Annotated in this window: 22 protein-coding genes and 1 pseudogene; 17 read left to right on the top strand and 6 right to left on the bottom strand. The window is 62.9% G+C overall.

What is annotated here, in order from left to right; translation table 11 throughout:
• Positions 1-19: 19 nt before the first annotated feature.
• On the top strand, positions 20-1,423 hold the full coding sequence (locus tag LDN85_RS00560; RefSeq protein ID WP_223944317.1) for an amidase: 1,404 nt from the start codon (positions 20-22) through the stop codon (positions 1,421-1,423).
• A gap of 54 nt (positions 1,424-1,477) precedes the next feature.
• Positions 1,478-2,977: a peptide MFS transporter gene (locus tag LDN85_RS00555; protein WP_026540909.1), complete on the top strand. Its 1,500-nt coding sequence runs from the start codon at positions 1,478-1,480 to the stop codon at positions 2,975-2,977.
• Positions 2,978-3,068: 91 nt separating this feature from the next.
• On the opposite strand, the gene LDN85_RS00550 is transcribed toward LDN85_RS00555, so the two are convergent.
• Positions 3,069-3,770, bottom strand: a complete 702-nt coding sequence (locus LDN85_RS00550) for a DUF4190 domain-containing protein (protein WP_223944316.1) — start codon at positions 3,768-3,770, stop codon at positions 3,069-3,071.
• Positions 3,771-3,987: 217 nt separating this feature from the next.
• Between LDN85_RS00550 and LDN85_RS00545 the strand changes: the two genes are divergently transcribed.
• Entirely contained in the window at positions 3,988-4,743 is a 756-nt protein-coding gene (locus LDN85_RS00545; protein WP_026547188.1) for a glucose 1-dehydrogenase, read from the top strand.
• A 287-nt stretch (positions 4,744-5,030) separates the two neighbouring features.
• A complete protein-coding gene (pgm, locus tag LDN85_RS00540; RefSeq protein WP_223944315.1) occupies positions 5,031-6,704 on the top strand; it encodes a phosphoglucomutase (alpha-D-glucose-1,6-bisphosphate-dependent) in 1,674 nt (557 codons plus the stop codon).
• A 446-nt stretch (positions 6,705-7,150) separates the two neighbouring features.
• On the opposite strand, the gene LDN85_RS00535 is transcribed toward pgm, so the two are convergent.
• Positions 7,151-7,810, bottom strand: a complete 660-nt coding sequence (locus LDN85_RS00535; protein WP_202900163.1) for a TetR/AcrR family transcriptional regulator — start codon at positions 7,808-7,810, stop codon at positions 7,151-7,153.
• Positions 7,811-7,915: 105 nt separating this feature from the next.
• Here LDN85_RS00535 and LDN85_RS00530 point away from each other — a divergent pair, with 105 nt between their 5' ends.
• Positions 7,916-9,388 carry an MFS transporter gene (locus LDN85_RS00530; protein WP_223944314.1) on the top strand — a complete coding sequence of 491 codons (1,473 nt, stop codon included), beginning with the start codon at positions 7,916-7,918 and terminating at the stop codon, positions 9,386-9,388.
• 109 nt (positions 9,389-9,497) lie between these two features.
• Here the strand turns inward: LDN85_RS00530 and LDN85_RS00520 are convergent, their stop codons facing one another.
• Positions 9,498-10,103 (bottom strand): malonic semialdehyde reductase, encoded by a 606-nt coding sequence (locus tag LDN85_RS00520; RefSeq protein ID WP_026540915.1) that lies wholly within the window; start codon positions 10,101-10,103, stop codon positions 9,498-9,500.
• Positions 10,104-10,358: 255 nt separating this feature from the next.
• On the opposite strand from LDN85_RS00520, the gene LDN85_RS00515 reads away from it, so the two are divergent.
• The 6 genes from LDN85_RS00515 to LDN85_RS00490 all read left to right on the top strand — a co-directional run bounded on the left by LDN85_RS00515 (position 10,359) and on the right by LDN85_RS00490 (position 16,011).
• A complete protein-coding gene (locus LDN85_RS00515; RefSeq protein WP_026547191.1) occupies positions 10,359-11,714 on the top strand; it encodes a solute carrier family 23 protein in 1,356 nt (451 codons plus the stop codon).
• A 346-nt stretch (positions 11,715-12,060) separates the two neighbouring features.
• Positions 12,061-12,933 (top strand): sensor histidine kinase, encoded by an 873-nt coding sequence (locus LDN85_RS00510; RefSeq protein ID WP_223944313.1) that lies wholly within the window; start codon positions 12,061-12,063, stop codon positions 12,931-12,933.
• Positions 12,930-13,583 carry a response regulator transcription factor gene (locus tag LDN85_RS00505; protein ID WP_026540921.1) on the top strand — a complete coding sequence of 218 codons (654 nt, stop codon included), beginning with the start codon at positions 12,930-12,932 and terminating at the stop codon, positions 13,581-13,583. The genes LDN85_RS00510 and LDN85_RS00505 overlap by 4 nt, the downstream gene beginning before the upstream one ends.
• Positions 13,584-13,649: 66 nt before the next feature.
• On the top strand, positions 13,650-14,471 hold the full coding sequence (locus LDN85_RS00500; RefSeq protein WP_223944312.1) for a hypothetical protein: 822 nt from the start codon (positions 13,650-13,652) through the stop codon (positions 14,469-14,471).
• A 29-nt stretch (positions 14,472-14,500) separates the two neighbouring features.
• Complete coding sequence (locus LDN85_RS00495) at positions 14,501-15,217, top strand: ATP-binding cassette domain-containing protein (RefSeq protein ID WP_026540923.1); 717 nt, start codon at positions 14,501-14,503, stop codon at positions 15,215-15,217.
• Positions 15,214-16,011: an ABC transporter permease gene (locus LDN85_RS00490; protein ID WP_051420847.1), complete on the top strand. Its 798-nt coding sequence runs from the start codon at positions 15,214-15,216 to the stop codon at positions 16,009-16,011. The genes LDN85_RS00495 and LDN85_RS00490 overlap by 4 nt, the downstream gene beginning before the upstream one ends.
• 20 nt (positions 16,012-16,031) lie before the next feature.
• On the opposite strand, the gene LDN85_RS00485 is transcribed toward LDN85_RS00490, so the two are convergent.
• A complete protein-coding gene (locus tag LDN85_RS00485; protein ID WP_223944311.1) occupies positions 16,032-16,883 on the bottom strand; it encodes an alpha/beta hydrolase in 852 nt (283 codons plus the stop codon).
• A gap of 422 nt (positions 16,884-17,305) precedes the next feature.
• On the opposite strand from LDN85_RS00485, the gene LDN85_RS00480 reads away from it, so the two are divergent.
• The 6 genes and pseudogenes from LDN85_RS00480 to LDN85_RS00455 form a co-directional block, all read left to right on the top strand.
• Positions 17,306-18,622 (top strand): extracellular solute-binding protein, encoded by a 1,317-nt coding sequence (locus tag LDN85_RS00480; protein ID WP_223944310.1) that lies wholly within the window; start codon positions 17,306-17,308, stop codon positions 18,620-18,622.
• Between the two features lie 63 nt (positions 18,623-18,685).
• The gene (locus tag LDN85_RS00475) at positions 18,686-19,783 is read left to right on the top strand and encodes a sugar ABC transporter permease (RefSeq protein WP_223944309.1); all 1,098 of its coding nucleotides are present in this window, start codon (positions 18,686-18,688) and stop codon (positions 19,781-19,783) included.
• Positions 19,780-20,682: a carbohydrate ABC transporter permease gene (locus tag LDN85_RS00470; protein ID WP_026547196.1), complete on the top strand. Its 903-nt coding sequence runs from the start codon at positions 19,780-19,782 to the stop codon at positions 20,680-20,682. Before LDN85_RS00475 ends, LDN85_RS00470 begins: the two co-directional genes overlap by 4 nt.
• A complete protein-coding gene (locus LDN85_RS00465) occupies positions 20,682-22,139 on the top strand; it encodes a GH1 family beta-glucosidase (protein WP_223944308.1) in 1,458 nt (485 codons plus the stop codon). The genes LDN85_RS00470 and LDN85_RS00465 overlap by 1 nt, the downstream gene beginning before the upstream one ends.
• Positions 22,140-22,184: 45 nt before the next feature.
• On the top strand, positions 22,185-23,204 hold the full coding sequence (locus LDN85_RS00460; protein WP_026540928.1) for a LacI family DNA-binding transcriptional regulator: 1,020 nt from the start codon (positions 22,185-22,187) through the stop codon (positions 23,202-23,204).
• A 24-nt stretch (positions 23,205-23,228) separates the two neighbouring features.
• Positions 23,229-23,591, top strand: a pseudogene (locus tag LDN85_RS00455) (Gfo/Idh/MocA family oxidoreductase); the annotation flags it as partial.
• Positions 23,592-24,186: 595 nt separating this feature from the next.
• On the opposite strand, the gene LDN85_RS00450 reads toward LDN85_RS00455, so the two are convergent.
• Both LDN85_RS00450 and LDN85_RS00445 read right to left on the bottom strand, forming a co-directional pair.
• The gene (locus tag LDN85_RS00450) at positions 24,187-24,474 is read right to left on the bottom strand and encodes a helix-turn-helix transcriptional regulator (RefSeq protein ID WP_081733568.1); all 288 of its coding nucleotides are present in this window, start codon (positions 24,472-24,474) and stop codon (positions 24,187-24,189) included.
• A complete protein-coding gene (locus LDN85_RS00445; protein ID WP_223944307.1) occupies positions 24,474-24,965 on the bottom strand; it encodes a DUF2975 domain-containing protein in 492 nt (163 codons plus the stop codon). Before LDN85_RS00445 ends, LDN85_RS00450 begins: the two co-directional genes overlap by 1 nt.
• Positions 24,966-25,088 lie beyond the last annotated feature (123 nt).

Genomic DNA, 25,088 nt, shown 5'->3' with positions numbered 1-25,088 from the left:
CGTGCATGACATATCGCGAATGACGGCTGTTGAGCTCCGTGATGCCCTGGCCTCCGGAGAGCTCTCCGCCAGCGAGGCCGCCACCCATTTCCTTGAGATCATCGAGACCCGGAACAAGCAACTGGGCTCTTTTCTCACGGTCACAGCTGACCAGGCCTTGGCTGACGCCGCAGCAGCAGACCACCTGCACGCCGGGCTGGTGAAGGAAGGGCGCCGGGAAGACCTCCCCCTACTCCACGGCATGCCGATCGCGTTCAAGGACCTCACCGACGTTGCGGGTGTTCCCACCACCCATGGCAGCGCCGCGTTGGAACACAAACCGGTGCCCGAAGACGGTGCCCTTGCGGCAGGCCTGAAGGCCCAAGGTGTCATCTCCCTGGGCAAGACCCAGGTCCCGGAATTCGGGCTGACCGCCTACAGCGAAAACCGCGTGGCACCGCCGTCGCGCAATCCACACGCCTTGGGCCGCAGTTCCGGCGGGTCCTCCGGCGGCAGCGCTGCCGCGGTGGCTGCGGGACTCATTCCGTTCGCGCCAGGGACCGACGGCGGCGGCTCCATCCGTATTCCGGCCGGCGCCTGCGGGCTGGTCGGCCTGAAACCCGGAAGGGGCTTGGTGCCGTCCGGTGGTGGCGCCGGCGATGCTGCCAAGCTCGTTGTCGCCGGCCCCCTCGCAAGGACCGCTGCGGATGCGGCGCTGCTGATGGACGCGCTGGTCCCACGGCATGAAGCGCCCGACGGCGGATACCTCGCCAATGTTGGGCGGGCGCCCGAAGCCCTGAGAATCGGCGTGACCCTGGATAGCCCGTGGGCCGGCATCTACCCATTCCAGGTCGAACAGGAAGCCATGGACGCCCTGGCTTTGGGGATCAAACTGCTGGAAAAGGCGGGCCACAGCGTTGGTGAAGCCGAAATCCGCTATGACAACCGCTATCCCGAAGCGTTTACGGCCGCCTGGACCGCCGGCGTCGGAAGCGCCCGGATAGCACCCCAACGTGAGGCGTTGCTGACCCCGCTGACCCGGACTTTCCGGCGTCGTGCGCAGCAGCGGAGCGCGTTGAAGGTCAACGAGGCCCTGCAGTTCCTGCGGCAGTTCGAGCACGACACCATCGCGCAGTACTCGGACTGGGACCTCATGCTCATGCCCACCTTGGCGCAAACACCACGCCCGATCGGGTGGTTCACCGGTGGCGGCCACAGTGGTGAGCCTTGGCCGAGCGAGTGGGCCGGGGACGCTGATGAGGACTACAAACGGCAGTGCCAATATGCGCCCTGGTCCTCCATGGTGAACGTGTGCGGACTCCCGGCCATCAGCATCCCGGTGCACACCACCCATGGCGGCCTGCCCATGGGGATCCAGCTCATTGGCATGCCGGGATCTGAGCTGCTGCTCCTTCAGCTCGCGGCGGTCCTGGAGAACCGCTGAACCTGCTGTCTAACATATGGAAACTGGTTGCCTCGGGCATATATCGATGTGACAATGCCCGCAGTCAGTGCCAGCATTGAGAAAATGAGCACACCTCAAACCACGGCTGAGTCCGCAAAGCCAGCGGGCGATACGTCATTCTTCGGCCACCCAAAGATGTTGGCCAGCCTCTTCTCCGTGGAAATGTGGGAGCGATTCTCCTTCTACGGCATGCAGGGAATCCTGCTCTACTACATGTACTTCACCGCCGAGCAGGGCGGCCTTTCCATCGACCAGGGCCTCGCCGCTGGTTTGGTGGGTGCGTACGGTGGTGGCGTTTACCTGTCGACGATCCTCGGTGCATGGCTCGCCGACCGTCTCTTCGGCTCCGAAAAGGTCCTGTTCGGCTCGGCCATCATGATCATGGCCGGCCACATTGCGCTGGCACTCCTGCCGGGCATTCCGGGCTTGATCGCGGGCTTGGTGCTGGTGGGCATCGGCTCCGGCGGCCTGAAGGCCAACGCGACAGCCCTTGTAGGCAGCCTGTATGGCGAGAAGGACGAGCGTCGCGACGCCGGCTTCTCCATCTTCTACATGGGCATCAACATCGGTGGGCTCATCGGCCCGCTGGTGACCGGCTGGCTGCAGACGAGCTACGGCTTCCACGTCGGGTTCGGCGCGGCGGCCGTGGGCATGGCGATCGGCCTGGTCATCTACTCGCTGGGCCGCAAGCGCCTTCCCGAGGAAGCCCACCGCGTTCCCAACCCGCTCCCGTCAAAGGACCGCACCAAGTACGGCCTGATTTTCCTGGGCATCCTGGTCATCATCGGCGTCCTGCTCGGCACGGGACTCGTCAACGCCAACAACCTGGCCAGCAGCATGGCCTACGCCGCAATCGGCGCCGCGGTGGTCTACCTGTTCCTGATCTTCCGCAGCCCACTGGTCACCGGCGTGGAGCGCAAGCGCGTCATCGCGTTCATCCCCTTGTTCATCGCATCGGCCGGGTTCTGGGCACTGTTCCAGCAGCAGTTCACCTTCATCGCTGTGTACTCCCAGGAGAAGCTGGACCGCAACCTCTTCGGCTGGGAAATGCCCGCGGCCTGGGTCCAGTCCATCAACCCGGTGTTCATCATCATTTTTGCCGGTGTCATGGCTGCCCTCTGGACCAAGCTGGGCTCCAAGCAGCCGAGCTCCCCGCTGAAGTTCGCCGCGGGCCTGTTGATCATGGGCTTGGCATTCCTGGCGTTCATCCCGCTGGCCGGCGAAGGCAAGACGCCCCTGCTTGCGCTGGTGGGCATCCTGTTCATGTTCACCTTGGCGGAGCTTTTCCTCTCCCCCATCGGACTGTCCGTGAGCACCAAGCTCGCCCCGCAGGCGTTCCACACCCAGATGGTGGCGCTGTTCTTCCTGTCCGTGTCGCTCGGCACCACCCTGGCCGGCATCCTCGCAGGCCTGTACAACCCCAAGGACGAGCTCCCGTACTTCCTGGGCATTGGAGGCGTGGCTGTGGTCCTGGCCGTTGGCATGGCTGCGGCATCTCCGGCCATCAAGAAGCTGATGGGCGGCGTCCGCTAACCGCCACCGCCCCGACGTTAACCAACGACGGCGACCCTCGCCTCCGGTGGGATTCCCACCAGAGGCAAGGGTCGCCGTCGTACGTTTTTGCTTAGTAGTTGTACCTGCTGGTTGAGGCTCCGATCGCGGCGAAGAAGATGATGCCGAAGATCACCGTCAAAGCAATGCCGATGTACCCCATGACCAGGCCGGCGATCGCCATGCCCTTGCCTGCGGGCTCGCGCTTGAGGCCGAGGTGACCCAGGATCACTGCGGCGATCTGCGGAAGGATGAAGAATCCGAAGCCCACAAAAATGGCAATTCCACAGCACATGCTGGCAATGCTCAGGCCCTTGGGCTCGGCCTGCATGGCGTAGTACGCGGGCTGGCCGTAGGGTGACTGCGGCTGACCATAAGGCTGCTGGCCGTACGGCTGCTGGTTGAATGCCTGCTGCTGGTACGGGCTGGGCGGCTGGCCGTACGGGGAAGCGGGCTGCTGGCTGTAGTCGCCCGGCGTGTAAGTGCTGGCGGGCGGCTGCGGCTGCGAGTAGAAGTCGTTCTGGCCCTGGGCGTTCTGCGTGTACGGGTCTTGACCGTGCGCGCTCTGCTCGTACGGCGGGAGGGGCTGCGTGGCGTTGGCGCCCTGATCTGCCTCGGCTTGGCCCGGAACGCTCTGGTCCGGCGCGCTGTGGTCCGGCGTGCCGTGGCCCGGCGCGCTCGATTCGGGGGCGCTGAACTGTGCGGGCGGGACGTACTGGGGCGGTTCGTAGCCCGCCGGCTTGTCTTCGTTGCCCTTGGATGGCTGATCTGACATAGGAATCCCCCTGAAAGTGGTCTTTGCTCCCCACACTACCGCCGTCCGGGGCGCCACATAAGGCAACGCGCACCAAAGCCATGGGTACAACACCCCATCCACAAAGATTCATGCAAAAGCATGGAATTTTTTCGAGTCCGACTCGGTTTATGAAAGTAGCGACTTAAGCAGCGCTCACCAAAGAAATCGGCGGGATCCGTCCCGCGAAGGAGGAATCATGGGTAACTTCGAAGGCAAGACCGCGCTCGTCACCGGCGGCGGCTCAGGACTTGGGGAAGCGATCAGCAAGGACCTCGCAAAGAACGGCGTCAACGTGGTGGTTGCGGACGTGAACCTCGACGCCGCCACCCGGGTGGCCAACGAGATCACGGCCGACGGCGGCACTGCAGTCCCGTTCCAGGGAAACACAGCGGTGGCTGAGGACAGCAAGAAGGCGGTCGACTTCGCCGTGGAAACCTACGGGGCCCTCAACTACGCCGTGAACAACGCCGGGATCGGCGGTGCCAGTGCGCCTGTTGGCGACGTCGACATTGAAGACTGGGACCGGGTCATTGCCATCAACTTGAGCGGTGTCCTGTACGGCATGCGCTACCAGATCCCCGCCATCCTTGCCGCCGGCGCCTCTGAAGGTGCCATTGTGAACATGGCCTCCATCCATGGCGCGGTCGCTGCTCCGGGCAACGCCGCCTACACCGCCGCCAAGCACGCCGTAGTTGGCCTGACCAAGAACGCCGCAGCCGAATACGGCGCGCAGGGTCTTCGCGTCAACGCCATCGGCCCGGGCTACATCGACACTCCGTTGCTGGCTGCTGCTCCGAAGGAAGTTGTGAGCGGACTTGAAGCCAAGCACCCGCTTGGCCGCTTGGGCACGGCCGAGGAAGTCGCGAACGTCACCACGTTCCTGCTCTCGGACAAGGCCAGTTTCATGACCGGCTCCTACGTGCTGGTCGACGGCGGGTACACCGCCGTCTAGCACCGCTATTGAAGTGCTCCGGCCGGGGGTAAGGGTGGATTTTTCGCCACCGTTACCCCCGGTCGCGCCCGCAACCTCTGGAGCGAATCGCGCGAAAGGGTGCGCCCCGGGCCTACGAGCGGCGGGCCAAGCGGGAACAGCTGCACCAAGGTGCGGTCTGAACGGGGAATGAATCTTTGCAGGCTTGGCGGTTTTTGTCCTGCCGTAACATCGCCTTTCGGCGTCACAGGGGCCGGATCCCGGACATGTCGTGTCAGCTGACGCCAAGGTCTGGCATGCTGGACCCCATGGCTAGCCGAGCGGGCACAGTTGCCCTTCCCCAGGACCTTGTTGACATCACAGCCCTGCTGGACGCGTATTTCGACGTAACTCCGGACTTGGGCGATCCCGCGCAACGCGTGGCATTCGGAACGTCGGGGCACCGCGGATCCAGTTTGAAGGCGTCGTTCAACGAGCCGCACATCCTTGCAATCACCCAGGCAATCGTTGAATACCGCGGCCGCCAGGGCATCACCGGTCCACTCTTCATCGGCCGGGACACCCATGCGCTGAGCGAGCCGGCACAGAACTCCGCCTTGGAGGTGTTGGCCGCCAACGGTGTGACCGTCCTGGTGGACGCCCGCCACGGATACACCCCGACGCCGGCATTGAGCCACGCAATCCTCAAATACAACCGCGAAGCCGCGCCGGGCACCCCCCAGGCCGACGGCATCGTGGTCACCCCCAGCCACAACCCGCCCGGCGACGGTGGCTTCAAGTACAACCCTCCCCACGGCGGCCCGGCGGATACGGACGCCACAGGATGGATTGCCGACCGCGCCAACCAGCTCCTTGAGAACGGCCTTCGCGGCGTCAAGCGCATCCCCTTGAACGATGCCCTTGCTGCCGACACCACCGGCAAGTTCGATTTCCTCAGCAGCTACGTGGACGACCTCCCGTCCGTGCTTAACCTTGACGCCATCCGCAACGCCGGCGTCCGCATCGGAGCCGACCCCATGGGCGGCGCCTCCGTTGACTACTGGGGTGAGATCGGCGAGCGCCACCAGCTCAACCTCACGGTCGTGAACCCCACCGTAGACCCGCAGTGGGCTTTCATGACCCTCGACTGGGACGAGAAGATCCGCATGGACTGCTCGTCGCCGTCGGCCATGGCGTCCCTTATTCAGCGCATGGCCCCCGGCGCCAACGGCACCGCCCCGTACGACATCGCTACCGGTAACGACGCCGACGCCGATCGCCACGGCATCGTCACACCTCTTGTTGATGGAGTGGGCGGGCTGATGAACCCGAACCACTACCTCGCCGTTGCCATCGATTACCTGTACCGGAACCGCAACGGCTGGAACCCGGAGTCCGTGGTGGGCAAGACCCTGGTGTCATCCTCGATCATCGACCGGGTTGCCGGTGGTTTGGGCCGCAAACTGGTTGAGGTCCCCGTGGGCTTCAAATGGTTCGTGCCCGGCCTCCTCTCCGGCGAAGGGGCTTTCGGTGGTGAAGAATCCGCCGGCGCTTCCTTCAACAAGCTCGACGGCAGCGTGTGGACCACGGACAAGGACGGCATCCTCCTGGCGCTGCTGGCGTCCGAGATCACGGCCGTCACAGGGTCCTCACCGTCACAGCTCTACAAGGGCCTCACCGATCAGTTCGGCGCACCCGTTTACGCCCGCATTGACGCCGCAGCTACCCGGGAACAGAAGTCCAAGCTGGGCAAGCTCTCCGCTGCTGACGTCACCGCCACGTCCCTTGCGGGCGAGGAGATCACGGCCAAGCTCACCGAGGCCCCCGGCAACGGCGCCTCGATCGGCGGCCTGAAAGTGGTCACCGAGAACGCCTGGTTCGCGGCCCGCCCCTCCGGCACCGAGGACGTCTATAAGATCTACGCCGAGTCCTTCAAGGGCGCGGACCACTTGAAGCAGGTGCAGGAAGAGGCCAAGGCGCTGGTCGACGGGGTCATCGCCTAGCCGCACGCTACCTCACGTCCCCGGGGGTTCCAGCCCCACGCTCTCTCACATCCCCCGGGGTCTGCGGCGAGCCCTCTCTCACAACCCCCGGGGTCTGCGGCGAGCCCTCTCCCACAACCCCCGGGGTCTGCGGCGAGCCCTCTCTCACCTGCCGCTAGAGTCGGGGCATAGACATCCACTACTTGGGGGAAAATGATGAGGCTTGAGGCATGGCACGTCCTGGTTTTACTCATCCTGCTGGTTGTAACCGTCGTGGTTATCGTGGCAGTGACCTTGCTGGTCCGATGGGTTGTCAGGACGGCCGATCGTAGGGGCGGGTCCAACGGTTCCATACGCAGGTGATAGAGGGTTCGCCTGAAACCCGGGGGACCTGAGAGACCGTCAGGCCCCACCCCAGGGGACCTGTGAGAGGGCTTGGCTTTAGCCCAGGGGATATGCGAGAGGGTCTAGTGGGTTGGGTGGATCCGGGTGTCGAGCAGGATCCGCAGGACTTGTTCAAGCGGTTCGGTGAGTTGCTGCGCCGACGAGGAGGCCAAAGGCTGTACCTCCGTGGCGGTCCGCAGCATTACCAGTCCCAGCATCAACGCGATGGCCATCTGGGCCCGGAGAAGAAGTGGTTGCGAGTCGGGGTCACCGGGAGTCCAACCTGCCGCCGCGGCCAGTTGCTCGGTGAAGTGTTCCAAAGTCCTGCGGCGGATCGCGTCGGCATTTTCGTCACCGGATGAGCGGAGCAGGAGCAGGAGTTGCAGGGGGTCGTCCGCGTTCGGGGCCTGGACAACGTGTGCCAGGAGCCGGGCGATGACTTCGTCCACGCTTGCTGCAGATTGCCGGGTTTGGGGATCCAGCTCGTCCACCGTGCGGCTCATGCACGCTTCGAAGAGGCCCTCTTTCGAGCCGAAATATCTGTTGATGAGGGCTACATTGACTCCTGCGTCTGCTGCAATATGCCGGACTGTCGTGGCACGGTAGCCCTCGGTAGCGAAGCGCCGTCGGGCAGCGCGAACCAGCGCACGCCGCGTAATGTCCGAGTCCCGACCCGAACGGACCAGTTCGTCGTCCGCCACTGAACCTGCGCCGTCGGGAGTCTTTGCTGCTTGCTTAGCCACTCTCCCACTCTAGCCCGGCCAATCGACAAGTAAACGATTGTTGACATGAGCAACCAATTGGATTTAGAGTCTATGTAATCAACCGTTTACATGCCGAGGAGAACCATGTCCAGCACCATTGAGCGCGCCACAAGCGCACCAACACCTGGTACGGAGGCCCACCGTAAGCGCGGTTCGGCGATCATCGCCTACCTTTCCCTCGGCGGCCTCTCCTTCGCGGTCCTGCAATCCCTCGTGGCACCAGCTTTGGGCACCATTGGGCGGGACCTTGGCGTGGCTACGAGCGATGCGAGCTGGGTGCTCACCGCTTACTTGCTCTCCGCTTCGGTGCTGACCCCGATCCTTGGCCGCCTGGGTGACATGGTGGGCAAGCGCAAAGTGTTGATAGTTGTCCTCTCACTGCTTCTGGTCGGCGCTGTACTGGCTGCCCTTGCGCCCAACCTGACAGTGCTGATCATTGGCCGCGTGCTTCAAGGCGCGGCAGGTGCAGTGATGCCACTGTCCATTGGCATCGTCCGCGATGAGCTTCCGAAGGAACGCGTGAGCGTCACCATCGGCCTCCTGTCCGCCATCTTTGGCATCGGGGCCGGGGTTGGGATCGTGGCTGCCGGCCCGATTGTTGAAGCACTGTCCTGGCACTGGCTGTTCTGGCTTCCTGCCGGCTTGGTGGTCATCGCCCTCCTGGGGGCGATCTTCGGCATGCCCGAATCTCCCGTAAAGACACCCGGCAAGCTTGACCTCCTCGGGACAGGCATCCTTTCCGTAGGACTTGTCGCCGTACTTCTGGCCATCAGCGAAGGCCAAACCTGGGGTTGGGGCGACGGCAAAACCGTCAGCCTGCTCATCGGTGGCGGCATCGCTTTGATCGCCTTTGTGCTGGTGGAACTGCGGGTGGCGGAACCACTGATCGATGTTCGGCTGTTCCGCAACCGCGGCGTGTGGACCGCCCATATCGTCGCGCTGGCGTTCGGCTTCGCAATGTTCGGCACGTTCGTCCTGGTTCCCACGATCCTCCAGCTCCCAACGGTCCTGGGCTACGGGTTCGGCAAGACTGTCAGCGAGGCCGGTATTTATCTGTTGCCGACCGTCGTCGCCATGGTGATTTCCGGCGTCGTTGCAGGTGCCCTCATCCGGAAGGTGGGGCCAAAGATCCCCATGATCCTCGGAGCAGTTGCCGTCACCGTCGCCTTTATCATTCCGGCTCTGGGACATGGTGAGGAATGGCAGATCGTGGTCTCGGGCATTCTCACGGGCATAGGTATCGGCATGGCTCTGGCCGCCACCTCCAATGCGATTGTGGAGAGTGTTCCCGCAACCCAGACCGGGGAAGCCATCAGCGCCAACACAGTGTTGCGCACCATCGGCAGCAGCATCGGCACGGCAGTCATCGCCGCCCTCATCTCCTCCAATATCACTCCTCAGGGCGCACCGGCGGACGATGCTTTCACCATCGGCTTCTGGGTGTCCGCAGGTGTTGGCGTGCTGGCGCTCCTCGCAGCGCTGGTTGTACCGTCCCGGGTGAAGCGTCGCCAGAACGCCGAGGCGGCCGGTATCGACGACTTCGATGAAGCCCCCTAACCTCCAGCAACGCAAAAACGCCCGCTCACAGGACAGTGAGCGGGCGTTTTTGCTGCGGAGAACTTGGGCCGTGCGGACTTAGATGGTGCGGACTTGGACGGCGCGAAACTTAGACGGTGCGGACAACGTCTTCGTAAGCGAACTTGGGCTTGGCTTCGCCCCAGGCGTCCGGGCCGGGCTGGCCAATGTTGACCACCAGGAAGCTCTTCTGGTCGCCGGCCGGGAAGAATTCGGCGTCGATCGCGGAGAAGTCCGCACCGGTCATGGGGCCGGCGGCGAAACCGAGCGAGCGCACAGCCAGGATGAAGTATCCGGCCTGCAAATGAGCGTTGTTGTTGCCAGTAGCAGCGGCGAAAGCGGGATCGGCGTCGTACATCGCCTTGGGCGCGCCGTACTCGGGAAGGAACTTGTCCCACTGACCCTGCCAGTCGGTGTCGTAAGAGAGGATGGCGACCAGCGGAGCGGAAGCGGTCTTGGCCTGGTTGCCGCGGGAAAGTGCGTCAACCAGCTTGGCGCGGGCCTCATCGGAGCGGACATATGTCACGCGGAGCGGCTGGGAGTTGAAGGCCGTGGGGCCAAACTTAGTGAGCTCGTAGATGGCGCGGGCCTGCTCCTCGGTGACCTCACCGGCGAAGCTGTTGGCGGTACGGGCTTCGGCAAAAATGGCGTCGACTGCTGCGGCGTCAATGACTGCTTCTTCGTGGGCGATCGTCATTTCGTGAACCTTTCGCTGGGCCTGACCCTGAGCCGGCCGGGCACTTCTGCTTTCCATGGTTGCAACTTCAAGTTCCCTTGTCCTCTTCCCATGACGGCCCGTGACGTTGAGCACACAGCGTGACTCCGCGTGTCGTTTTCTTGCGTTGCGAGGCCCGCTTTGCGCTTTATTCGGCACGCGAGGCGCGTAGAGCGGGCCCCGCAATGGCGGTAATGTTGCACCGAATCCCAACACTCTTCTGAGGAAGGCCCCGCCATGAGCATGCTCGGCATGAAATGGAAGCTCCACGGTAACGGCAAGTCCATTCGCCCAGGCCACGTGGTTGCACCCGACGAGCGGCTCGCGTGGCCCCTGACCATCGGCATCGGCATGCAGCACGTGGTGGCGATGTTCGGCGCGACGTTCCTGGTCCCCATCATCACGGGCATGCCGCCGGCCACCACCTTGCTCTTCTCCGGCATCGGCACTCTACTGTTCCTCATAATTACCAAGGGCCGGGTGCCCAGCTACCTGGGTTCGAGCTTCGCGTTCATCGCCCCGATCATGGCGTCCCAGCAGCAGTACGGCGTCAGTGGCGCCTTGGGCGGCGTGGTGCTTGCCGGCGTCGTACTGGCGCTTATTGGTGCGGTGGTGCAGAAGTTTGGCGCGGAATGGATCAACCGGCTGATGCCGCCGATCGTCACGGGCGCCATTGTGGCGCTGATCGGCCTGAACCTGGCACCGGCGGCGAAGAATAATTTCGACGCCGCACCGGTCACCGCGCTCATCACGCTGGTCACGATCATCCTGGTTTCTGTTTTGTTCCGCGGGATTCTGGGTCGCCTGAGCATCCTGGTGGGCGTCGTAGTGGGGTATCTCGTGGCGATGATGCGCGGCGAGGTGTCCTACGAAAAGATGGACGCCGCCGCATGGATTGGCCTGCCGCTGTTCCAGACCCCCGAATTCCACATAGGTGTGGTGGGGCTGTTTGTTCCGGTGGTCCTGGTGCTGGTTGCCGAGAACGTGGGGCACGTGAAGTCGGTGGCCGCGATGACAGGCCAGAACCTCGACGGCGTCTCCGGCCGCGCGCTGATGGCCGACGGCGCCGCGACGGTACTTGCCGGGTTCGGCGGCGGTTCCGGTACCACGACATACGCGGAGAACATCGGCGTCATGGCCGCCACCAAGGTCTACTCGACGGCGGCCTACTGGGTGGCCGGTATCTTCGCCATCCTGCTGAGCTTCTCCCCGAAATTCGGCGAACTTATCGCCACCGTCCCGGCCGGTGTCCTGGGCGGCGCCGCCACGATGCTCTACGGCATGATCGGCGTGCTCGGCGTGAAGATCTGGGTGCAGAACAAGGTCAACTTCTCCAACCCGATCAACCTGACCACCGCTGCTGTTGCCCTGATTATCGGCATCGCGGACTACACCTGGACCATTGGCGAGCTGAAGTTCACGGGTATTGCCCTGGGCTCCGCTGCTGCCCTGGTGATCTACCACGGCATGAAAGGGCTGGCTCGCTGGCGCGGGACCGTGGCTGAACCGGAGACCGAGACGGCGGGGCTGCCGCCTGCGGTGAAGTCGGCGATGAACGCTGCGGCTAAGCGGGGCGGGAAGAAGGGGAAGTAGGGGTTAGCTGCAAATCGCGCATGAGTTGCCGCTTCGAACGGACCGGCCGGGATTCGTGCAAGGCTGAGGCATGCGACATGGGGGCAGAACACAAAGCGCTGACAGTGATTCCTTTCGCAGCCCCACTTCCCGCCCGACACTCGCTCCTCTGCTGCTAAACGGTCTGGTCGGCCTCATTGTGGTGGCCGGGCTTTGGATCACCGTGGTTCCGCCGGAATCACCAGGACGGTTGGTCCAGCTGGCCCTGGGGGGCCTTGTTGTCCTCGGGCTCTGCCTTCGGTCCCGGTTTCCATGGCTTGCCGCTGCCTGGACCGGCGCCGTCACGGCGGCGGGGTGGGCCTTAGGAATGACTGAGGATCCTTTCCTGCTTACCGGGCTCTGTCTCTACATCGCCGCGGAAAGATTCGGGACACGCCTCTTTCCTGCATGGTTGATCGCGCTGGAAATTCTTCTGTTCGCATCCTTGCTTCTTGTCTCCGCCGAGGGCGCCGAAGCGCGCATCCGGGGAATTATCCTTGGCGCTGTCATCATCGGGGCAGCGTGGGTCTTGGGAATCCGCACCCAGCGCATGCGGTACGAAACCGAGCGCAATGCCCGCGCGCAGGAACGGCTTCGGCTCGCCCGTGATATCCACGACGTGCTGTCTCACACCCTGGGAGGGATTGGACTGCGGGCAGGTGTCGTGGCCCATGTAAAGTCGTCCACCAAAGACGATCTACGATCCGCGCTGCAAGGCATCGAGTCCGACGCCCGTGACGCGTTGAGACAACTCCAGGTCTTGATGCGCCGGGAACGCAGTGAAGCGGCTGACGACACTCCCCTGGAAAGCCTTCCGGAACTGGTGCAGGAGCTGTCGCAGCCGGCCATACGAGCCGGGATATCTGTTGTGATCGACGCCGACGAAGGTACCCAGGGCCTTCCGGCCGCGCAGCGAACCACCGCGTATCGGATCATTCAGGAGGCCCTGACAAACGTGATCCGTCATTCCGGAGCAAAAACCTGCCGGATCACCATCAGGACCGAAGGCGCCGACCTGCGAATCAGCGTCCTCGACGACGGTCCGGGGGCAGCATTGGCTTCCAAGAACGGTCACGGGCTCACAGGAATGCGTGAACGGGCTGAGTTATTGGGCGGAACCTTCCAAGCAGGACGGGAGGCCAATGGATACGGGGTGGCTGTTTCACTGCCGGGAACTGCAGCGAGGGTGGAACACCGATGAACGAGATCAGCGTCCTCATCGCAGACGACGATGCTCATACCAGGACATCGCTGCGCCTTTTGATCGAGCATGAGCCGGACATGACGGTGACCGCCGTGGTTGTGGACGGCGCAGAGGCCGTAGAAGCCATCATGGATCATCAACCAGACGTGGCGTTGATGGATGTTCGAATGCCCCGGATGACCGGTCTTGAAGCTGCGGGGGTTCTGGCATCACGGAAGTCCCGCACCCGGCTGGTCATGCTGACCACCTTCGATATGGATGACTACGTTTATCAGGCGCTCCGCCAGGGTGCCTCCGGCTTTCTTCTCAAGAACGCACCGTTGCCTGACATTCTCAAGGCAATCCGAACCGCACATGAAGGAAACGCCCTCCTCGCCCCAGAGATCACCCGCCGCCTCATAGACCGCTTCACTCTGGGCCCGGCCGCACACGAACGCATCAGCGAACTGACAGTTCGCGAACGCGAAACCTTGACCCTCATCGGACAAGGCGCCTCCAATAACGAGATAGCAGCGGCCCTGTTTCTCACGCGAACCACTGCGCGGACTTATGTGAGTCGAATTCTGACAAAACTGGGCGCCCGGGACAGGGCACAACTCGTAGTTATCGCCTACGAAAGCGGCTTGGTGGGCCCCTCGACCGTCTAATTTGGGTGACACAACTGTCTACACCTGCAGACAGACAAGCGGTGCCGGGCCGGATTGACTTGAGTCATGCCAGCATCTTCCAACGCGACCTCCGATGTGGGGACGGGATCGCGAACCACCATGATGCGCGCTGTCAGGGCCGAAACCACCAAACTTCTGACACTGCGTCTTTGCCTCAACACCATGGCAGGAACGGTGCTGCTCACGGTGCTTCTTTCCTGGATACTGACCAGCCTGATCGACGCTGCCCATAAAGCAGGGAGACCTGACGAGGCAGCCGGCCTTGAGGCTGGCACGGCCTTTTTGGTCATCCTCCACTATGGACAAATAGGGGTCATCCTTCTGGCGGCATGGTCCATGCACCAGGAATCGGACACTGGCTCTCTTCGGAGCACCTTGATCAGCCTCCCGCAGCGCAGTGTTGTGTTGGCGGCCAAAGCGATCGTGATTGTCGTTGCCGTTTTCGTCACGGCGGTTCTGAGTGTGTTCGGGTCGGCCGGGATTCGTTGCGTGGTCATCGACTGCACCGCCGAAAGCAGCCAGATAGCAGCCACTCCACAAGCGGGATCAGGAATCCTGTGGGGCGTGGTCCTTTACTGGATCCTCATCGCCCTGTTCACCTACGCCTTGTCGGTGGTCCTGCGCAGCGGGCTGGCAGCCATGGGTACGGTCTTGGCGATGGCCCTCATTGTCTCCACGTACCTGGTGAACATCACCCCCTTCGCCAAGTTCCTGCCGGATCAGGCCGGAGCCCAGCTCTACCAATTGCCGCCTCCTGCGCCGGGCGACTTGGGACCTGCCACGGGCGGATTGGTCCTCGCGGTTTGGGTGGTCGCGGCTCTGATCGCTGCACTTGTTCTGTTCCGCCGCCAACCAGTTCGCCGCTAAGTGACATCGACTACCAAGGAGATCAATCAGTGATCGAGATCAAGAATTTGAGCAAGAAATACGGGCAGTCGGACGGAATCATCGACGTCTCACTGACTGCCGAGCCCTGGAAAGTTACTGCCTTTCTCGGGCCGAACGGGGCCGGCAAATCGACAACTTTCCGTCTGCTTCTAGGCCTCGATCGGGCGGACAGCGGGTCCGCTCTCATCGAGGGAAAACCCTACCGGGACCTCACCGCCCCCCTCTGGACCGTAGGAGCTCAGTTCGACGGCTCGGGAGCCCACAAAGGCCGCACGGCCAAGGCCCATCTCACCTGGCTTGCGCAATCCAACGGCATTCCGCAGTCGAGGATCGGTGAAGTTCTGGAGGTCGTCGGGCTTTCGGACGCCGCCCGGAAGCGCGTGGGAGCGTACTCACTGGGTATGGGTCAGCGACTGGGGATCGCCGCGGCCCTCCTCGGCGATCCACGCATTATTGTTCTCGATGAGCCGACCAACGGCTTGGATCCCGAAGGCATTCGCTGGATCCGGGGGCTCCTGAGGACCCTTGCAGCCAACGGCAAGACGGTTCTTATTTCCAGCCATCTTATTAATGAGGTCCAGCACGTCGCTGACCACATCGTGGTCATTTCCGGTGGCCGCATTGTTCAGTCCGGAAACGTCGATGATCTGGTAGCCGGTCACCATGACCTGGAAGCCGCCTACTTCGATTGGACCGGCAGTGCGGCTAAAGGAAACGCCGTATGACTACGCTGGTGGACACTACCCGGAAGTCCAGCCTATTCCGCGCCGAACTCACCAAACTCATCACGTTGAGGTCCGTATGGATCACTGCAGCCCTGACGTGGCTCATCGTTGTTCTCATCGGGTGGTCCCAGGCGGCCCCGGTGGGAGACGCACTCCGAACCAACGACCCCGGGCTTGCACCAGGAGCGAGCCCGGAGACGGTGGGTTTTGACTGGGTTGCGCTGGGACTGATCGGAATCATTGTCATCGGCGTCATAGCCGCATCGAGTGAATACGTGTCGGGCCAACTGCGGAGCAGCCTGGTGGCCGCGCCGAACCGCGAGCGCCTGTATTGGGCGAAATGCGCTGCGTTGACAGTGTTCGTCACACTGCTGGGGCTCGTGACCATTCCGCTGTTGAGCTTGCTATCCCAGTCTGGTCTCGGCGAACTTTCCGTCATCAACGGGACCGTTCCGGCAGGCCTCCTTCTCCGCTGGGTTGGTGCCATAGCTTTCTGGGATGCCATAGCCCTCATTGGGTTCGCACTGGGCATCCTGCTCAAACAGACGCTGATACCGCTGTTTACGCTCATTGTGGTGTCGCAATTGTCGTTGATGTTGCTGCTGCTGACTCCAGCTTTTGCCTATTTACCCACTGTGGCCGGGGTCCTGCTGTTCGACCCAGGCCTGGTTACAGGTTCCTATCCGAATGCAGATCTGGGTTCTCTCACCGCCGCGATAGTAACCTTCACCTGGACAGCCGGCCTCGTGGCTTTTGCAGGGTTCAGGTTCAGCACGCGTGACGTCCGCGGCTGACTGAAGCACGACGGCGGTCCTCACCGACTGCTCGGGCGTGGACCGCCGTCGTGGTTCTCAATAGAACGTGCGGCGACGCCGTGTTCTTTCCAGTCACTGACCCGCTCCAACCACTCACCAAGGAGGGCCGCCGTTAGCTCCGGCTGGTCCAAATGCGCGTTATGCCCGGCCCGATCCAAGACGGCGGTGGTGGACTGTGCGTAGCTGCGCGCCAGCGCAGTCTGATCCTCAAACCCCACCACATGGTCCTGGCGCCCGGCGAGAATCAGCGTGGGCCCCTTAAAGCTGGCGAAGCGATTTTCCGGCTCGGTACGGAGTGCGTAACTGCTGGAAATCCGCTGGACTGCTGCCTGATCAAAGATTCGAAACCCCGGCAGAGCCGCGTCTCGGAAACGAAGCCAATTCTCGGGGGATTGGACCACGGCCATGGCCTCATAGTCGGCCGCATCCGCGGGTTCCAAGGCCGCCAAAAGGGTCGGGTCTGTTTGGAGCACTGTCTTGGCAGGCAGAGTTCGGGACCCGTTATCCGCAACGACCACTGGGCAAAGGAGTGCCAGGCCAAGAACCTGCTCCCCGAATTCTGCGACCATGTGGCGGGCGATCATGCCGCCGAAGGAGTTTCCGAGGACTGCGAACTTTTCGGCACCGAAGCTCTGCCGGGCAAAGGAGACCACTGTTTCGGCCACGGCATCCGCGCTATCGATCTCGGGTCCTGCCGCTGATTGGCCCATGCCCGGCAAGTCCACGTAGACCCGCCGCCACTGACCGTGAGCTTCGAACACGGGGTCGAGCCCCAGCAGTAGGCGATGATCGACACAGAATCCGTGGATGATCAGGATTGGGGTCCCCGCCCCGCAGTCAACAGAATGCACCCTCGAACGCTAACACCGGCGGCATGTGATCGCGGGTCAAACGTGACGAGTTGAGGACTCGTGAGCATCAACAATGAGCGGTACTCAGCCACCGAGGGGCGGGTTCTCGGCAGAAAGAGCCCCCAATACCCCCGAGAACTAACCCCTCACCAACTTGAGATCTAACCCCTCGGCGGCGGGTGAGTGCGAGGTCCACCGAGGGGCGGGTTCTCGGCAGAAAGAGCCCCCAATACCCCCGAGATCTAACCCCTCGGCGGCGCGAGATCTAACCCCTCGGCGGGCCGACTCACAACGACACAGAACCAACCCCAGAGAGCGCTCTCTTGACGCGAGTGACCCACAGCACATACTGTGAACCCACATCTCAGAGAGCGCTCTCTCGCCCTAGGCGTACGGTCGCTCGAACACACAAAGGAGTGATCGTGGAGTTTTCGCGACTAAGGAAATTCACTGCCCTGGCGGGCGTAGCCTCACTGGCCCTCGTGGCAGCAGGCTGCAGCGGCGGAGGCGATAAGGCGGCGAGCGCCGACAACCCCGTCACGCTGACCGTGACCACTTTCGGCACTTTCGGATACGACGACCTGTATGCCGAATACGAGAAGCAGAACCCCGGCGTCAACATCGAGGCCACCAACATTGACCGTGGTTCCAACGCCCGGACCGATGCGTTCACCAAACTGGCCGCCGGCTCCGGACTCAGCGACGTCACGGCCATCGAGGAAGGCTGGCTCGGCTCCATCATGGAGGTCTCGGACCAGTTCGTTGACCTCAAGGAGTACGGCGCCGAGGACATCAAGGACAACTGGGTGGACTGGAAGTTCAAGCAGGGCACCGACCCCAACGGCCGCGTGATCGGCTATGGCACGGACATTGGACCGCAGGCCCTGTGCTTCAACGGCAAGCTCTTCGAAGCAGCCGGCCTGCCGAGCGACCGCGCGAAGGTCGCGGAGCTTTTCGGCGGCAAGGACGCGAGCTGGGATACGTACTTCAAGCTGGGCCGCCAGTACAAAGAGGCAACCGGCAAGGCCTGGTATGACCAGTCCGGCTTCGTGTGGAACTCCATGGTCAACCAGATGGACGAGGGTTACTACACCAAGGACGGCAAGCTGAACGTTGAGGGCAACAAGGAAATGCGGGCAAAGTTCGACATGCTCGCTGCCGGCACTGCCGATGGCCTGTCCTCCAACCAGACCCAGTTCGACTGGGGCAACGGCAAGGCATTCGTTGACGGTTCCTTTGCAACCCACGTATGCCCGGCCTGGATGCTCGGCACCATCAAGGGCCAGCTCGAGTCGGCAGGCGGCGGCGCAGCCAGCGGCTGGGATGTAGCCGACGTCTTCCCCGGCGGTGCCTCCAACTGGGGCGGAGCTTTCCTCTCCGTTCCCAAGAGCTCCAAGCACCCCGCTGAAGCAGCCAAGCTGGCAGCATGGCTGACCGCACCCGAGCAGCAGATCAAGCAGTCCGCGGCGGCGAACAACTTCCCCAGTACGCTGGAAGCACAGGCAAAGATCGTTGAAGCAGCAAAGCCGAACGAGCTGTTCAACAACGCTCCCTACGGCGCCATCTTTGAGTCCCGCGCCGAGGGTGTCATCGCCCAGTTCAAGGGCCCGGATGACTCTGTAATCCAGGAAAACGTCTTTGGTCCGGCCCTTAAGATGCTCGATTCAGGCAAGGGCAACGCCGATCAAGCCTGGAATGAAGCCGTCAAGCTCCTCAACGACCTCGTGGTCAACAACTAGCAGCACCCGGCCGTGGGGCCTCCGGGAAACCGGAGGCCCCCTCACAGAGTCTGAGACCCGACCATGACCACCACATTGAACCGCCCGGCCGCCGGTAGAACGGCCGCCACCAAACCGAAACCGACCTTCCGCCAACGCCTCAACGTGTTCGACATGAAGGCGTCCCCCTACCTATATATCGCCCCGTTCTTCATCTTGTTCGCCTTGGTGGGCCTCTTTCCCCTGGGCTACACGTTCTTCGTCTCCCTCTTCGACTGGCACCTGCTCAAAGGCCAGGGAGAATTCGTTGGATTCCAAAACTTCGCGGAAGTACTGCAGGACCGTTTCTTCTGGAATTCCCTGTTCAACACGGTCAGCATCTTCCTGATCTCCACCATTCCGCAGCTGATCATGGCCACCATCATCGCTGCCGTCCTGGACCAGAACCTCCGGGCCAAGACCTTCTGGCGCATGAGCATCCTGCTCCCCTATGTCGTGACTCCCGTGGCTGTCGCCATGATCTTCACCAACATGTTCGGGGAGCAGTACGGCCTCATCAACAACATCCTGTCCAGCTTCGGCATCGATCCGATCATGTGGAAGAACGACACCCTCCCGAGCCACATCGCCATTGCCACCATGGTGAACTGGCGCTGGACCGGCTACAACGCGCTGATCCTCCTGGCCGCCATGCAGTCAGTACCGCGCGATATCTACGAGTCCGCTGCAATCGACGGCGCCGGCTCCATGCGCCGCTTCTTCAGCATCACGCTGCCGAGCATCCGGCCCACAATGGTGTTCGTCATTGTCACCGCCACCATCGGCGGACTGCAGATCTTCACCGAGCCCAGGCTCTTCGATCCCGTTGCGGCCGGCGGAACGGCACGACAGTTCCAGACCACCGTGCTGTACCTGTGGGAGATGGCGTTCCAGCGCCAGAACTTCGGCAAGGCCTCAACCATCGCCTGGCTCCTGTTCCTGATCATCCTGCTCTTCGGCATCGTGAACTGGCTGATCTCCCGCCGCATCGCCACCAACGGCGACGATCGCGGAGCAGCCAGCCGCCGCCGTCGTCTGCGTTCTTCCGCTGCGAAAACAAAAGCGGACGACGCCGGCCTCGCCGCCCAGGCGGTCACCGCACCGGCAGCGGCACCAGACTCGACCCCGAGGAGCGGGAAATGACCCTCACGCAAAACCGGCCGGCAGCACCGGCTGCCCAGCAGAGTTCCCGGGCCCTGGCCACGCGGAAAGCCCTCTTCGGCAACGGCCGGCGCCCCGGCTTCCTCACCTACGGGCTCCTGATTGCGTTCTTCCTGGCCTCGGCCTACCCGCTCTGGTGGTCCGTGATCATCGGCAGCCGCTCCAACGAAGCCCTCGGGGAAACCTGGCCGCCGCTGCTCCCCGGGGGCAACTTCTGGACCAACGTGGGCGAGGTCTTCGATACCGTTCCGTTCTGGCTGGCACTGGGCAACAGCGTGCTGATCTCCGGCATCATCACCATCTCCGTGGTGGGGTTCTCCACCCTTGCCGGATACGCGTTCGCCAAACTGCGCTTCCGCGGCCGGAACTGGCTGATGGTGGCAGTGATCGCCACCATGGCCATCCCGACGCAGCTGGGCATCATCCCGTTGTTCATGCTGATGCGCACGCTGGGCTGGACAGGTGAGATCGGCGCCGTCGTGATCCCTACTTTGGTGACAGCGTTTGGCGTCTTCTTCATGCGGCAGTACCTCGTGGACGTGATCCCGGACGAGCTGATCGAATCGGCACGCATGGACGGCGCGTCCATGATCTCCACGTTCTGGCATGTGGCACTTCCCGCGGCGCGTCCGGCCATGGCAATCCTGGGCCTGTTCACGTTCATGACGGCGTGGACCGATTTCCTCTGGCCCCTGCTGGTGCTCGACGCCGGCAACCCCACCTTGCAGACGGCGCTCAGCCAACTGCAGTCGGCCCGTTACGTGGACTATTCAATCGTCCTGGCCGGCGCCGTCATGGCAACACTTCCGCTACTGGCCCTCTTCGTCCTGGCGGGACGTCAACTCATATCCGGAATCATGCAAGGAGCAGTGAAGGGCTAATGCCATTCGAAGCAACAAACCACCCCGCGACCCCTCCCTTTAACAGGGTGTGGCCCGAGGGCTTCCTCTGGGGCTCGGCTACCGCCGCAGCCCAGGTGGAAGGTGCCAGCCATGAAGGCGGCAAGGAAGATTCCGTCTGGGACGCTTTCGCCCGCGTTCCAGGCGCCATTGCCAACGGCGAGACGTTGAAGGACGCGGTGCAGCACTACCACCGCATGCCCCAGGACGTCAGGATCATGAAGGAGCTGGGCCTGGATTCCTACCGGTTCTCCACCAGCTGGTCCCGCGTCCGGCCCGGCGGCCGCACTGCGAACGCCGAGGGCTTGGACTTCTACTCACGCTTGGTGGATGAACTGCTCGACGCCGGCATCCTCCCTTGGTTGACCCTCTACCACTGGGACCTGCCGCAGGCGCTGGAGGAGAAGGGCGGCTGGGCCAACCGCGACACCGCCTACCGCTTCGTCGACTACGCGAACGATGTCTATTCGGCCCTCGGTGACCGTGTGCAGCACTGGACCACGTTCAACGAACCGTTCTGCTCATCCCTCCTTGGCTATGCGGCGGGCGTTCACGCACCCGGCCGCCAGGAACCGGAAGCAGCCGTCGCGGCCATCCATCACCAGCACCTCGCCCACGGCCTGGTGGTCAATGAGCTGCGGGGCCGGGGCGCCCAGCAGTTGGGGATCACGCTCAACCTCAGCAACTCCATTCCGCGGGATCCTTCCGACCCCGTGGACCTCGATGCCGCACGCCGGTTTGATTCGCTGCAGAACCGGATCTTCCTGGATCCGATCCTCCGCGGCGCTTATCCGGAGGACACCCTCAATGACCTTGAGCAGTTCGGCATCCGGGATGTCATCAAGCCCGGCGACCTGGACATCATCGGTGCATCCATCGATTTCCTGGGCGTCAACCACTATCACGATGACCTCATCAGCGGACACCCCACTGCTGAACACGGCGACGGCCACTCGGGCGGCGCAACCCGTCCGACGTCGTCGTGCTGGGTCGGTTCGGAAGACATTTCCTTCCCGAGTCGCGGCCTGCCGCGTACTGCCATGAACTGGGAGGTCAACCCGGACGGACTGCGGAAGCTCCTGGTGCGCCTGGGTGAGGAATACCCGGCGCTGCCGCCGCTGTACATCACTGAAAACGGCGCTGCCTACGACGACGTCGTCAGTCCCGACGGCGCGGTCCACGACGCCGAGCGGACCCAGTTCGTCCTGGACCACGTCACGGCAGTAGGGGAAGCACTCGACCAGGGCGCCGATGTGCGCGGCTACTTTGTGTGGTCCCTCCTGGACAACTTTGAGTGGTCCTGGGGCTACGGCAAACGATTCGGGGTGGTCCGCGTGGATTACGACACTTTCGAGCGCACGGTCAAGGACAGCGGACTGGCCTACTCCCGGGTCATCGCAGCGGCCAAAGCATCATCCGCTGTCACCGCGAACGCCTAAAGTAGCCTTCAGAGGCATACTTTTCTTTACGTTCCGGAGATGACCATGACGCAGGACACCAGCGGCCCCCGGCCGGTACCCACCCTTGAGATGGTGGCTGCCTTGGCCGGGGTGTCGCGGGCCACCGTGTCCCGGGTGGTCAATGACAGCCCGAGTGTTGACCCTGAAATGGCGCAGTCGGTGAGGAAAGCCATCCTCGCACTCGACTACACGCCAAACCGTGCAGCCCGCTCCTTGGCCAAACGGCGGGCGAATGCGGTCACCCTGATCGTTCCGGAGTCAACGTCCAAAGTCTTCGCGGATCCGTTCTTCGCCTCCGTAGTCCAAGGCATCGCCCTGTATCTCACCGATACCGAGTACACGCTGAACATGGTGATTTCCTCGGAGTCGAAGCCGGAAAAAACCCGCAGCTTCCTGCTCGGCGGCAACGTGGACGGCGTCCTGGTGGTCTCGCACCACAGTGGCGACAACTCCTGGACGCACCTGTCAGGATCCCTTCCCATGGTGTTCGCAGGACGCCCCTTGGTGGGCGGCAAGGAAAGCTACTACGTGGACGTGGCCAACGAACAAGCTGCCTACGAAGTCACCAAGTTATTGACCCAGAGCGGCCGAAGGAACGTGGCAACCATTGCCGGCCCGCAGGACATGCCACCTGGCTTGGATCGCCTGGCCGGATGGAGGACTGCAATGAGGGAGGCGGGTCTTGGGGAGGGCTTGATGGAGGAAGGCGACTTCACCTTGGCCTCCGGCGCAAAAGCCATGCACCGTTTACTGGATCGCGGTGTTCCCGTTGATGCCGTTTTCGCTGCGAATGACCAGATGGCTGCAGGCGCCTACACCGCAATCCAAGGGCGGGGTCTTCGCATCCCGGAGGACATCGCCGTCGTGGGTTTTGATGACGATTCCTTTGCCACCTCGGTGACCCCCGCCCTTACTACTGTCCATCACCCGATTGTTGAACTCGGCAAGAAGATGGCCGAGACCCTGGTGAACCTGATCGAAGGTAAACCGGCAGAACGCGTCACCAGGATGCCTACCTCGATCGTGATCCGCGATTCCGTTTAGCCCCATGCCTTGAAAGGCCTGTCAATGCTTCCTGCTCCTGTCAGCACCGTCGCGCCTTCGGTCGCAACCGGCCGTCCGATCCGTTGGGGAGTAGTGGCCACTGGCTCCATTGCCCAACGCGTGGTGGAAGACCTTGCGCTCCTTGACGACGCCGTCCTCCAGGCTGTCAGTTCGCGCTCGGAGGCCTCTGCCCAGGCCTTTGCGGCGAAGTTCGGATTCGCCACGGCTTACTCGGATATAGGAACGACGCCGGGCTACCAGCGGCTGCTGGCCGACCCCGCCGTCGACGTCGTCTACGTGGCCACGCCGCACGCGCAGCATCACGCCGTCGCGCTGGCCGCCCTAACTGCGGGGAAGCACGTCCTCTGCGAGAAGCCCATCGCCATGGATGCCTCGCAGGCGCGGGAGTTGGCTGAACTGGCCCGGGATAAGGGGCTTTTCCTGATGGAAGCCGTGTGGACCCGGTTCCTGCCCAGCTTCTGCCGCGCCGTCGAGATCCTGCGGTCAGGGGAGATCGGGGAGCCGCGCTGGCTCCAGGCTGACCTCGGTTTCGTGCCCGCCTACGATCCCGCCGCGCGGATCTGGGACCCGGCCGCCGGGGGTGGGGCGTTGCTGGACCTCGCCGTGTATCCGCTGACATGGGCGGATGGAGTCTTCGGCGAGCCAGGCAGCATGGTTGCCAGTGGTGTCCTGACTCCCGAGGGCGTGGACCTGCAGAATTCCCTGGCCCTGAGCTACCCGGGCGGAGCGTGTGCCCAGCTCATCACCTCAATCGGTGCGGAGTGCCCCAGCATAGTGACGGTGGGAGGTTCCGAGGGTTGGCTGCGTTCCTCCGCTCCCCTGTTCAACCCGGCCGAGCTCATCATCCAACCACGCAGCGGCACGTTGCGGACGGAGAAATTCGAGGTGCTCGGGCATGGGTTCAGCTATGAGCTGCGTGAGGTGACCCGGTGCCTGCAGGCCGGACTGGCCGAGAGCCCGTTCATGACCCCTGGGGAGTCGGTTGGGATGATGGAACTGCTGGATGAGGCTCGTCGGCAGATGGGTCTGCGGTATTCGAGCGATCATCAGACTCCCACCGCAACAAATCCCCCGGCTGGCACTCGAGTACCTCGCACAGCGCTTCCAGTGTTGTAAACCGCACGGCTTTCGCGCGACCGTTCTTGAGCACAGCCAGGTTGGCCGGCGTAATTCCCACGCGTTCGGCGAGCACTCCTACGGGCATTTTGCGCTTGGCAAGCATGACGTCGATATCCACGATGATTGCCATCAGATGACCTCATCCAGCTCAGCCCGCAGGCCGGCGGCTTCGACGTCCCGGGCTACGGCTTGGGCGAGCAGGGTCCGCATGACCAAGACAACCAGGGCCACTCCCCCGATCATCAGCGCTGCTCCGCAGATCAGCATGACGACTCCGGGCGCAATATCGCCGGGCGCCAAAATCACGGCTATGCCGAACATCAGCACTGCTGCGGCAGCGATGGCACCAAAAATCACGTCCACAAAACGGAACGCTCCATGGGAAAAGACAGTCCCCCGCCGCACCATTGTCAGCAGCCGCCACACACAGACAGCAACCACCTGCACACAGAGGATCCCCAGGACCACGACCACCAGCAGCGCCATGCGAGGACCGTCGGGCGCCCCGGCTTCAACCAGATCAGTTGAGAGCAGGGGAACCATCCACAACTGCACGAACAGTGAACCCGCCAGCACCATCGCGATCACTATCCGCAGCGCGAGGATGGTTAGCTTTCCCATGGCAACTCCTTTATCGAACAACAACCTGATTCTATCGATATTCGATACTTAAGCAACTAACGCCACTCCTACAGTATTAGTCAGCTTGCTTACTAACGCGTCCTTCCCTAGGCTTGAACAGGT

This window comes from Arthrobacter sp. StoSoilB20, assembly GCF_019977295.1.
Lineage (GTDB): Bacteria > Actinomycetota > Actinomycetes > Actinomycetales > Micrococcaceae > Arthrobacter > Arthrobacter nicotinovorans_A.
Note: the sequence above shows the minus strand (reverse complement) of the source record. Positions and strands in the feature narration are given on the sequence as shown.